The sequence below is a fragment of the Kitasatospora terrestris genome (assembly GCF_039542905.1).
Classification (GTDB): domain Bacteria; phylum Actinomycetota; class Actinomycetes; order Streptomycetales; family Streptomycetaceae; genus Kitasatospora; species Kitasatospora terrestris.
Map to the genome: position 1 here is coordinate 4,036,913 of NZ_BAABIS010000001.1, position 10,932 is coordinate 4,047,844.

Annotated in this window: 9 protein-coding genes and 3 tRNA genes; 4 read left to right on the forward strand and 8 right to left on the reverse strand. The window is 74.5% G+C overall.

The window, feature by feature from the left end; all coding sequences use genetic code 11:
- Positions 1–137: 137 nt before the first annotated feature.
- Together ABEB06_RS18615 and ABEB06_RS18620 are read left to right on the forward strand one after the other, a co-directional pair.
- Positions 138–1,040 carry an RNA polymerase sigma factor SigF gene (locus tag ABEB06_RS18615; protein WP_345697992.1) on the forward strand — a complete coding sequence of 301 codons (903 nt, stop codon included), beginning with the start codon at positions 138–140 and terminating at the stop codon, positions 1,038–1,040.
- Between the two features lie 124 nt (positions 1,041–1,164).
- Positions 1,165–1,548, forward strand: a complete 384-nt coding sequence (locus ABEB06_RS18620) for a hypothetical protein (RefSeq protein ID WP_345697993.1) — start codon at positions 1,165–1,167, stop codon at positions 1,546–1,548.
- Between the two features lie 18 nt (positions 1,549–1,566).
- Here the strand turns inward: ABEB06_RS18620 and ABEB06_RS18625 are convergent, their stop codons facing one another.
- From ABEB06_RS18625 to ABEB06_RS18645, 5 genes are all read right to left on the reverse strand, one after another.
- Positions 1,567–2,481: a tyrosine-protein phosphatase gene (locus ABEB06_RS18625; RefSeq protein WP_345697994.1), complete on the reverse strand. Its 915-nt coding sequence runs from the start codon at positions 2,479–2,481 to the stop codon at positions 1,567–1,569.
- Between the two features lie 92 nt (positions 2,482–2,573).
- On the reverse strand, positions 2,574–2,774 hold the full coding sequence (locus ABEB06_RS18630; protein WP_345697995.1) for a hypothetical protein: 201 nt from the start codon (positions 2,772–2,774) through the stop codon (positions 2,574–2,576).
- Between the two features lie 172 nt (positions 2,775–2,946).
- Positions 2,947–3,711, reverse strand: a complete 765-nt coding sequence (locus ABEB06_RS18635; RefSeq protein ID WP_345697996.1) for a C40 family peptidase — start codon at positions 3,709–3,711, stop codon at positions 2,947–2,949.
- A complete protein-coding gene (locus tag ABEB06_RS18640) occupies positions 3,708–5,000 on the reverse strand; it encodes an SPFH domain-containing protein (RefSeq protein WP_345697997.1) in 1,293 nt (430 codons plus the stop codon). The genes ABEB06_RS18635 and ABEB06_RS18640 overlap by 4 nt, the downstream gene beginning before the upstream one ends.
- A 189-nt stretch (positions 5,001–5,189) precedes the next feature.
- Positions 5,190–8,501 (reverse strand): Ig-like domain-containing protein, encoded by a 3,312-nt coding sequence (locus tag ABEB06_RS18645; protein WP_345697998.1) that lies wholly within the window; start codon positions 8,499–8,501, stop codon positions 5,190–5,192.
- A gap of 293 nt (positions 8,502–8,794) precedes the next feature.
- Between ABEB06_RS18645 and ABEB06_RS18650 the strand changes: the two genes are divergently transcribed.
- Positions 8,795–9,220, forward strand: coding sequence for a globin family protein (locus tag ABEB06_RS18650; protein WP_345697999.1), 426 nt, complete (start codon positions 8,795–8,797; stop codon positions 9,218–9,220).
- Between the two features lie 10 nt (positions 9,221–9,230).
- Positions 9,231–10,433, forward strand: a complete 1,203-nt coding sequence (locus tag ABEB06_RS18655) for a globin domain-containing protein (protein ID WP_345698000.1) — start codon at positions 9,231–9,233, stop codon at positions 10,431–10,433.
- 39 nt (positions 10,434–10,472) lie between these two features.
- On the opposite strand, the gene ABEB06_RS18660 is transcribed toward ABEB06_RS18655, so the two are convergent.
- From ABEB06_RS18660 to ABEB06_RS18670, 3 genes are all read right to left on the reverse strand, one after another.
- Positions 10,473–10,548: transfer RNA gene (locus tag ABEB06_RS18660), tRNA-Arg, on the reverse strand.
- 33 nt (positions 10,549–10,581) lie between these two features.
- Positions 10,582–10,657 (reverse strand) — tRNA-Arg (locus ABEB06_RS18665).
- 142 nt (positions 10,658–10,799) lie between these two features.
- Positions 10,800–10,890: transfer RNA gene (locus tag ABEB06_RS18670), tRNA-Ser, on the reverse strand.
- Positions 10,891–10,932: the final 42 nt, after the last annotated feature.

The window sequence follows — 10,932 nt, forward strand, 5'->3', positions numbered from 1 at the left end:
CGTTACCGCGGTGTGACATCTCGCGATGTTCGGGTTTGCCGGACTCGGCGGGCCGGTATTGACCTGGAGGACGTCGTCAACCGGGAACCACCGTGTGGTGGTGGCCGTTGAACAGTCAGTCACGAGGGGGTGGGCGCATGTCCGCAGAGCTGGGCAGTGCGGTGGCAGGGGCCGTCCAGGACGTTCCCGCCGTCGAGGCGGTCGGGGTCGTGGAGCTCGTCGAAGTCGCCGGGGCCGCACCGGCCGGGGCGGAGGCCGCGATCGAGGTGGTCGACCGGGCGCTGGACACGCGGACGCTGTCGCGCTCGCTGTTCCGCCGCATCGCCGCCCTGGAGCCGGGCAGCGCCGAGCACACCTACGTGCGCGACACCCTGATCGAGCTCAACCTGCCGCTGGTCCGGTACGCCTCCGCGCGCTTCCGCAGCCGCAACGAGCCGATGGAGGACATCGTCCAGGTCGGCACGATCGGCCTGATCAAGGCGATCGACCGGTTCGACCCGGACCGCGGGGTGGAGTTCCCGACCTTCGCCATGCCCACCGTGGTCGGCGAGATCAAGCGCTTCTTCCGCGACACCAGCTGGTCGGTCCGGGTCCCGCGGCGCCTCCAAGAGCTGCGGCTGGCCCTCACCAAGGCCGGCGACGACCTCTCCCAGACGCTCGACCGCTCCCCCACCGTCCCCGAGCTGGCCGCCTACCTCGGCGTCAGCGAGGAGGACGTGGTGGAGGGCCTCGCCGTCGGCAACGCCTACACCGCCAGCTCGCTCGACTCCGCCCCCAACGAGGACGAGGGCGGCGACGGCCCGCTCGCCGACCGACTCGGCTACGAGGACCTCGCCCTCGAAGGCGTCGAGTACCGCGAGTCGCTCAAGCCGCTGCTCGCCAAGCTCCCGCCGCGCGAGCGCCGGATCATCATGCTGCGCTTCTTCGGCAACCTCACCCAGTCCCAGATCGGCGAGGAGATCGGCATCTCCCAGATGCACGTCTCCCGGCTGCTCACCAAGACCCTCGCCCAGCTCCGGGACGGCCTGATCGCGGAGTGACGGGCCGCTGCATGACGGGCCGCTGCATGACGGCGGCCCTGCGGGCGGGGCAGCAGGGGTACTCACCGGTACGGTGAGTACTTCCGCTCTGCCCGCAGGGCCGCCGTCACGGAATGCTCGGGGCATGCGATCGAAGCCCCTGAACCCCGTCTCAGCCCTGCTGCTCGCCCTGGTGCCGATGGCCGCCTGGGCCGCCTGGCTCGGCTGGGACCAGCTCCGCGACGTCCACGCCGACGGCTCCGAGACGGGCCCCTACGAGGCCTGGCAGGTCATCGGGCTGCTGCTGACCCTGCTGCCCGCCGTCTGCTGGGCGGCGTACCGGCGGCGCGTCGCGGACGCGGTGGTCGGCACCACCGGCGGGCTGGTCGCCGCCGTCGGGTACGACTGGTGGGACGACGGCGGCATCCTCCTCGTCGGCCTGGGCATGATCGCCGCCGCCTGCCTGGGAGCGACCGTCCTGGTCTCCGCCCTGGTCACCGCCGTCACGCCGGAGCGCCCGCAGGGCTGACCCCGCCGGCCGGCGGGGTCAGGGGTTCAGCAGGTTGACACGCAGGCCGTCGAGGACGTCCCCGTCCAGGCCTAGGCCGGCCTGCCAGAAGTGGTCGAAGTCGTCCCAGCCCGCGGCGACCTCCTCGAAGGCGGCTTCGAGGTAGCCGCGCTCGGCACGGAAGACCGGGAGGAGCAGCTCGGGCTCCTTCATCAGACCGCGGGTGTAGAAGGTGTCGACGATCTGCTCGACGATCGCGGCGGAGCGCTCGTTGGTCAGCAGGTAGTCCTCGAACACGGTGTCCCGGTCGACGCCGAGGGCGGTGAGGACCAGCGCGGCCGTCCAGCCGGTGCGGTCCTTGCCGGCCGAGCAGTGGAAGAGCAGCGGGGTGCCGTCCGGCTCGGCGAGCAGGCGGATTACCGTGGCGAATCGCTCGCGGGCCAGCCGGTCGGTGACGAACCAGCGGTACAGGCCGGTCATCAGCCCGGCGGCCCGGCCGTTGCCGAGCAGGGCGCGCTGCTTGTCGGCGTCCCGGTCGGCCAGGGCGTCACGCAGCGCGACGTAGATATCGAAGTCCGCGGCGAAGACCGGCAGGTGGTGCAGGGTGATGCCGTCGGGGGTGGTCCGCTCGACGGTGACCGCGGTGCCGGACAGCTCGGCGGCGGCGATCTCGGCCACCGGCAGGCCCGGTATCCGGTCCGGACCGGCCTCGCGGACCTCGTCCAGGCTGCGCAGGTCGACGACCTGGCGCAGGCCGTGCGCGGCGAGCGCGGCCATGTCGGCCTCGCCGAGCCGGTGCAGGGCGTCGGCGCGCAGCGCGGTGCCGTGCCGCAGCACCCGGCCGTCCCCGGTGCGGTAGCCGCCCAGGTCGCGGGCGTTGACCGCGCCGGTCAGGCCCAGGCTGCGGGCCGGCTCCGGGGCCTGGACGGCGGTCTCGGCGGGCTGCGCGGTCACGGGACCTCCAGAGGGCACGGGCGAGATCGGGGCGGGTGCCCGCCCAGTCTAGGTCCGTGCCCTGACGCGCACCCTGCCGCGCGGGGCGGGAACTACTTGACGGCCAGCCAGATCACGCCGACCACGACCACCAGCGCCAGGACGGCGGAGATCGCGATCAGCGGGGTGCGGCTGGAGGAGGAGGTGCTGCCGTAGGTGTTGACGGTGCCCGGGGCCTGCGGGGCCGGGGCCTCGTCGACGAACGCCCGGAACATCTGCGTGCTGCCGGCGGGGTCGTAGTCGTTGTCAGCCATGGCAAGGGACTCTAGCCAACCCGGCAGCTCCCACGACAGTCCGGTACCCCCGCCGATTGACGTTCTGCACGGGGTTCTCACCTCGTGCGACGTCCGCGCGCCTCCGTCCACAGGCTGTGGACGGAGGCGCGCGGGGGTTCGCGGCCGGGGTCGCGGGCCGGTCGGGGACGGGTCAGGGGCGGCCGAAGAAGTCCGGGTAGTAACCGCTGGTGAGGCGGGAGACCCGGACGTTCTTGCCGGGGCGGGGAGCCTCCACGTACGTGCCGTCGCCGAGGTAGATCGCGACGTGGTGGATGCCGGAGACCCGTCCGTTGCCCGACCAGAAGACCAGGTCGCCGCGGCGCAGCCGGCTCGCGTCGATCGGGGTGGTGGCCCGGTACTGGTCGTCGGCGACCCGGGGGGTCGCGACGCCGGCCCGGCGGTACGCCTGCTGGACCAGGCCGGAGCAGTCGAAGCCGTTCGGGCCGTTGCCGCCCCACAGGTACGGCTTGCCGACCTGGGCGAGCGCGTAGGAGACCGCGGCCTCGTATCCCGCGCGGGAGGGCGACTGGGGCTGGGCCTGCCCGGCGGAGTCAGCGGAACCGGCGGAGCCGGTGCGGGCCCGGTAGGTGCTGAGGTACTTGGTGTACCGCCACTCGCCCGCGGCGTTCCTGAACCAGTACACCGAGCCGTCCCAGCCCGGCTTGGCGGGGGCGGGCACCGCCTCCGCGGTACCGGCACCGAGGCCGAGGCCCAGCACGCCGGCGCCGGCCAGCACGGTGGTGGCGAGGCAGGTGGAGCGGACGGCCCGGTGTATTCGGCCGCCGGGCCGCCCGCCGCTCTCGGCCCCGCGCGCCGGCACCGACGAGCAGTGGCGGCAGCGGCAGTCCTGGGTGAACGTCTCGTCGAAGCCGGGCAGCGCGGAGGCGTCGGCTATCGCTCCGGTCGTCGTGGTCACGCGGGCTTTCCTTCCTTGCGCACCGTACGGGCGGCCGGCGCGGGCACCGAGGCGGTGACCCCGGCCGGGGTGACGAAGGCGACCAGCAGCTGCTCCATCAGCGAGCTGCGGGCGGCCTCGTCCAACTCGTGGGCGGTGGCCCGTTCCAGGCGGCGGACGGCGAGCGCGGCCGCCTCGACCGCGTCGTCGACCAGGACCGTGCGCAGGCCCGCGTCCAGATCGGCGAGCCGGCGGCGGCGCATCGACTCGGCGACCTCCGGGGCGTAGTCCAGGGCCAGCGGCTGGACCGAGTAGACCTCGATGCCGGCCGGGGCGGTCTCGGCCGCCAGGGCGCGGGTGAGCTCGTCGGCGAACCACTGGCCGTCGCGCAGGGCCGGGCCGGGTGCCGAGTTCGAGTCGCAGGGCAGGGCGGACGAGGTGCGGGTCAGCACCGCCTGGGTCTGCTCGCGCAGGTACGTCTCGTGCTCGGCGATGCCGAGGGTGGCCCGGGCGGTGTCCTTGACCCGCCAGACGATCAGCAGCCGGACCACCAGCGGGGTGCCCGCCCGGTCGGTGACGTGGACCGGGTCGCTGCGCCAGTGGCGCAGCCGGACGTCCACCCGGCGGCGGCGCACCAGCGGGTTGACCCAGAGCAGGCCCGTCCGGCGGACGGTGCCGCGGTAGCGGCCCCAGCGGGTGAGCAGCCGGGTCTGGCCGCCCGGGTTGGAGAGCAGCCCGGCGAGGGCGAGCAGCACCAGCAGGCAGGCGCCCGTGACGACGCCGATCGCCAGGTCGGTGACCTCGGGCCGGCCGCTCGCCCGCGCGGCGTCGCTGCGGACGTCGGGCAGGGCGTCCAGCTGCGGGATCAGGCCGGTCCAGGCCAGCACCAGGACCACGCCGGACACCCCGAGCAGGATCACCAGCAGGGGGATCCAGCCCGGCAGCGCGAACGCCCGGTACTCCCGGATCGACTGGTCCGCGCGCGGCGGGCGGCGGGTGGCCGGCGAGTCGGCGGCGGTGGGGTGCTCGGCGGGCACCGCGGCGGGGCGGGCCACCGGCGCAGCGCCGTGCCGGCCCGCGCCGAAGTGGTCGCCGCCGAAGTGGTCGCCGCCGAGATGGTCCGCGCCGATCGGCTCGGTGAGGACCTGGGTGGCCTCCAGCTCGTCCTCGGGCGGCGGGAGCGGTTTGATCAGCGGCTTGGCCACGGCGCGCGCGACCGCTTTGGTCAGCTGGGTCGCACCGACCGGGGCGCCCGGTACGGCGGGGGGCCAGGAGTTGGGTCGCGGCGAAGAATCGCGGGTGACGTCCATGCACGGATCCTCGGGGTCGGTGTGTCGCGCAACGGGCGGCCCGGATCTGACGGGCAGTGCCAGACTCAGGCTAGGTTGATAAGTCATCAAATGCGACATTTCGCCTGACGGCGTGTCGGTCGGGACGGCCCGGTGCCGGGCGATCCCACCCGCTCCGACCTGCGGGAACGGGTGGGATCCGACGGACCGTCAGCGTCGCCGGGAGCCGCTTCCGCGACTGAACACCCGGCGTGTCACCAGACCCAGCGCGGCCAGGATCAGCAGGACGCCGCACGCGAGGCCCCGCCAGCCGGTCGGCGACGAGTTCCGCGTCGTCGTCATCGGGCCGGGCGGCGGAGCGGCGGGCGTACCGGCGCTCCTGGCCGCCGCCTCGGTGTCGGCGACCGCGTCGGCGCCCTCACCGTCCGCCGGGCGGCCGACACCGGGCCCCCGCGCGCCCGGCGGCGCCCCGGCCGCCGGGGAGGAGCCGGCACCGGACGGGGAGGGCGGACCGGACGCCACCGCGGAGGCGGACGCCGAGACAGCGGCGGAGGCCGTCACGGTCGGGGACGCCGGCGTGGAAGCGGACGCGGACGCGGCGGCAGGGGTCTTGGAGGCCGCTGCGGCGAGCGGGTCAGCTGCCGGGCCGCCGCTCGGCGACGCCCCCTGCGGGGCCGGGGCGGACGGCAGGCCCGGGACCGGCGAGCCGACCGGCGGGGCGGCGGGCGACGCGGAGGTGGGCGGCGCCACGGCGGGGGCGCTCGGTGCGGCCGGGCCGGAGGCCGCGGATGCGCTCGGTACGGCCGAACCGGAGGCCGCGGACGCGCTCGGTACGGCCGGGCCGGAGGCCGCGGATGCGCTCGGTACGGCCGAACCGGAGGCCGCGGACGCGCTCGGTACGGCCGAACCGGAGGCCGCCGCGGCACCGGAGCCGCTCGGGGACGGCGCCGCGGAGGCGGACGTCCCCGGGGACGGCACGGCCGAGGTGGAGCCGACCGGGACGGACACCGGGGGCAGGAACGGCAGCAGCACCGGCGGCACCACGATCGGGAGCAGCCCGGGCGGGAGCGGGACGGTGAGGTCCGGGCCGTCCGAGGGCGAGGTGCTCGGGGACGGCCCGGTCGAGCCGCCGGCCGCAGCAGAAGCAGACGGGGAAGCGGACGCGGACGGTGAACCGGAGGCGGGCACCGAGGCCGACGGGGAGCCGGACACCGCGGCCGGACCGGACGCCGAGGCAGATGCGGAGGCCGAGGCCGAACCGGAAACGGAAGCGGAAGCGGACGGCGACGCCGGGACGCTCGCACTCGCGCTCGGCGAGGGCGCCACGGACGGCGAGGGCGACGCCGGGGGCGAGACCGGCGAAACGGCCGGGAGGGAGACGTGGACGGTGACGGGCTCCCCCGCCGTGCCGTTGCCCGCGCGGTCGGTGGCGGTGGCGAGCAGGGTCTGCTCACCGTCCGTCAGGTCGCGGACGGCGGTGCACGCCCACGTCCCGTCGGCCGTCGCGACGCCGCTGCACAGGGTGGCGCGTTCGCTGCCGGTGGCCCGGACGGTGACGGTGACCGTGGTGCCGGGTTCGGCCCGGCCGGTGAGCCGGGGCCGCGCGGTGCGGACGGTCTCGCCACCGGCGGGGCCGGTCAGGGCGGGCCGGTCGGGAGCGACGGTGTCGACGGTCAGTGCGGCGGGCTTGCCGTCGGTGCGGTTGCCGGCGGCGTCCACGGCGACGGGCTGGAGCTGGTGGCGCCCGTCGGGGAGGTTCTCGACCGGGAGGCAGGACCAGCTGCCGTCGCTGCCGACGGCGGTGCTGCACAGCTCGCCGCCGGTGCCGGGGCGGCCGCCGAGGGGGGTGACCGCCACGGAGACGGTGGAGCCGGGTTCGCCGAGGCCGGTGACCAGCAGGCCGGGGTCGTTGGTGAACTCGGGCAGGGTGAGCTGCGGGGCGGTCGGCGGGGTGGTCTTGACGGTCAGTCGGACCGGTTCGCCGCGCAGCACCATGCCGCCCTTGGTGGTCTCCACCGCGACGAGCGTGTGCCGGCCCTCGGCGAGCGGCCGTTCGGGGCGGCAGGACCAGGTGCCGTCGGACCCGGCACGGGCGGTGCACAAGGTGGTGTCGCCCTCGGTGATGGCGACGGTGGCGCCGGCCACCGCGCCCTCGCCGTGGAAGGTGGGGCGCGGGTCGGCGGTGACGGTGCCGCTGACGGGTCCGGAGATCTCCGGCTGTGCGGTGGCGACGGCGATGTTGATCTTCTGGTCGAGCACCTGGCCGGAGTCGGCGAATCCGCCGGAGCCGACGAGTTGGGCGCCGCTGCGGGCGATCCGGAGCCGCGCCCAGGTCTCGCCGCCGGCCGCGCCCTTCTGGACGTTCCACTCCAGGGCGGCGGTCGTCGCGCCGGGCTGGACCTCGGCCTGCACCCGCTCCAGCGGATCGAAGCGGCCGTTGTGGTCGAAGTCGATCCAGCCGGCCAGGGTGGCGGGCCCGGCGCCGGCGCTGACCGGGACGTCCAGCCGGTAGTAGCGGCCGACGGCCGCCTCGGCGGGGAACTTCAGGGTCGGGTCGGCGCCCTGGTACTCGCCGCGGCCGGGCTGGAGCTGCGGCGGCGCGGGGTTGGCCCACTGGCTGCGGCGGCCGGCGCCACCGTCGAGCTGGACGGCCGGTCCGGGGTCGTAGGGCGGCGGCGCGGGGGCGTTCGGCCCGGGCAGCAGGGGCCGCTGGACGGTCTGCGCGAGTCCGGGACGGGAGCGGGCGGCGCCGGCCGCGGCGTCCTGGCCGAGGAAGAGGTCGGAAATGACGTGCGAGGCGTTGCCGTACCCCGCGGGGGCGGTGCCGAGTCCCTCGTCGAGGGTCACGGTGTAGGCCTGGCGCAGCGTCGCGGGCGGCGTGGTAGAGCCGGCCCGGGCGGTGGAGCGCTGTTCGACCCGGAACGTCACGGTGGCGACGGTGCCGCCGAGTTCGAGGGTGCCGTTGCCGTCCCGGTCGCCGTCGGTGCTGCCGTCGCCGGCCGGGGCGAGCTCGCCGGGGGCGACCGTCCAGCCGGTCCAGGGAGTGCGGCCGACCAGGGTGGGGGCGCCGGGCGAGCCGCCGGCGACGGTCAGCCGGGTGGCGGTGCCGGTGGTGCCGGTCCTGCCGGTGGCGAGGCCGGCCAGGCCGCTGAGGTGCAGTCGGGGGTTGCGAACGGGCCGGGAGAAGGTCAGCTGGAGGGTGCCCAGGGTGCGCCAGGAGCCGTCGGCGACGGGCCGCTGCTCGGCGGCCTGGAAGGTCTCGGCGGGATCGCCCGCGCGCATGCCGTCGGTGTAGACGGCGGCGCCGCCGACGCGGTCCGCGAGCTTTCCGGGAGCCGCGGTGGCCTTCACGCCGGGGAGGGGGGAGAAATCCAGCTGGATGGCGAATCCGGAGGGCAGCACGGCACGCCGGTCACCGTTCCAGGAGTCGGGTGACTGCTGCGCCGCGGCAGGGGTCGAATTCAGGCCGGCCAGGAGTCCGGTGGCGAGAAACACCGCCGCGCTCCGGGTGACTGCGCGCATCCGGCTCTCCTCTCGGTGTCGTCCGCCAAGTCGCATGCCCGGTGTGGGATCTGACACGTCGGTACATCTGACAAAAGGGAATCACGATCGAGAGTCCGTCATACTGCGACACCTGTCCTTTCGCCCGAGTACCACCCGATTGGTCGTCCCCCGCGCGCAGCGCAGGAACAGGTCGGAGGTGTGGAGGTCGCGGCATCGGAAGCGCTACTCAACGGAACGTTACTGACCAGTGCTTGACCATTCATCAACCTGATCTGTTCGAATTGGCCCGCTTATCAGTAGAGTCGACGCCCGTGACGATTAATCCCGTTCTCATCAAGAGCAGCTATGCCGCGATCGAGGCGCACGGCAGCGAGGTGACGGCCCACTTCTACCGTCACCTGTTCGAGCACCACCCGGCGGTCCGTCCGCTCTTCGCCGAGCACCTGGACGAGCAGCAGGACCGGCTCTGGGCGGCCATCGGCGCCCTGGTCACCCACCTGGAGGACACCGAGACGCTGGTCGGCGTCCTGGAGGGCCTCGGTCGCCGGCATGCGGGCTACGGCGCGCTGCCCGCGCACTTCCCGGCCGTCGGCGGGAGCCTGCTCGCCACCCTCGCGCACTTCGCCGGGGACGCCTGGACGCCCGAGACCGAGGAGTCCTGGACCGCCGTCTACGGCGTGGTCACCGACGTGATGGGCCGGGCGCTGACCGCCGAGCTCGCCACCGGATCCGCCTGAGGCCGCCGCGGTGCCCTTCGACCCCGCGGTCATCCGCGCCAGCTTCGCCGTCGTCGAGCGCCGCGCCGACCAGCTGACCAAGTTCTTCTACGCCCACCTGTTCACCCACAACCCCGGCGTCCAGGAGCTCTTCCCGGACCGCCTCGCCGAACAGCGCGACCGGCTCTTCGCCGCCCTCACCCAACTGGTGCTGCGGCTGGAGGAGCCGGAGAAGCTGACCGGCTACCTGGCTGCGCTCGGGCGCGACCACCGCAAGTTCCAGGCCGCGCCCGAGCACTTCCCCGCCGTCGGGGCCAGCCTGATCGCCGCGCTCAAGCACTTCTCCGGCCACGCCTGGACGCCCGAGATCGAGAAGGCGTGGACCGAGGCGTACACGGTGATCTCCCAGGCGATGATCGACGCCGCGGCCGCCGTCCCGGCCGGGACCCCCGCCTGGTGGGAGGCCGAGGTGGTGGACCGCCGACGCGCCGCCCCCGACATCGCCGTGCTCACCCTGGCCCCCGACCGGCCGTACCCCTTCACCGCCGGCCAGTACCTGACCGCCGGCTCGCCGCGCCAACCCCGGGTCTGGCGCCCGTACTCGATCGCCTGCGCCCCCCGCCCCGACGGGACGCTGGAACTGCACGTCCGGCGGGTGCCCGGCGGACTGCTCTCCACCGCCCTGGTGAACGACGTCATGCCGGGCGAGCGGCTGCGGCTCGGCCCGCCGCTCGGCGACGCCGTCCTCGACCCGCACTCCGACCGGCCGTTGCTCGCCGTCGCCGGCGGCACCGGCTGGGCCCAGGTCAAGTCCCTGATCGAACAGCTCGCCCTGGACGGCGGACGGCCCGCCAGCGTCTTCCTGGCCGCCCGCTCCGACGCCGACCAGTACGACCTGCCCGCCGTCGAGGAGCTGGTCGTCCGGCACACCTGGCTGCGGGTCGCGCTCGCCGCCCCCGCCGACGGCGGCACCCGGCCCGAAGCCACCGAACTGCTCCGCGAGGGCCTGCGCCGCTACGGCGACTGCGCCGGCCACGACATCCACCTCAGCGGACCGCCGGACCTCGCCCCCGAGATCGCCCGGCAACTCCTCGGCCAGGGCGCCGACCCCGAACTGCTCCGGCACGACCCGGTCGCCGACACCTTCAACCGCAGCCGCCCGCTCACCCCCGCCGAGTGGTTCCTCGACCAGCGCGACATCCCGTGGATCAACCGCACCGAACTGGGCGGGTGAGAACGACGAAGGCCCCGGACGACGTCCGGGGCCTTCGGCTGGTGCGCTCAGCAGGATTCGAACCTGCAACCTCTTGATCCGTAGTCAAGTGCTCTATCCGTTGAGCTATGAGCGCTCGGACGACCCTGACGGGCCGCGAGCGGGGAGGTGGTGCGCTCAGCAGGATTCGAACCTGCAACCTCTTGATCCGTAGTCAAGTGCTCTATCCGTTGAGCTATGAGCGCTCGCCCTGTCGGCCTGGGCCTCCGGGGCGGTGCGGGGACAACATTACATGACCCTCGACCTGGGACGAAATCGGATTGATCCGCTCGGACCCGGGCAAGCGTCGAAGCCCCGGGATCCATGATCACCGGGGCTTCCACGAGGCGGAGGCGGAGGGATTTGAACCCTCGATGGGCTTTAAGACCCAAACCGCATTAGCAGTGCGGCGCCATAGACCGGACTAGGCGACGCCTCCCTCACTCGGACCGCCCCGGCAGCTTCACCGGCGCACTCCGCG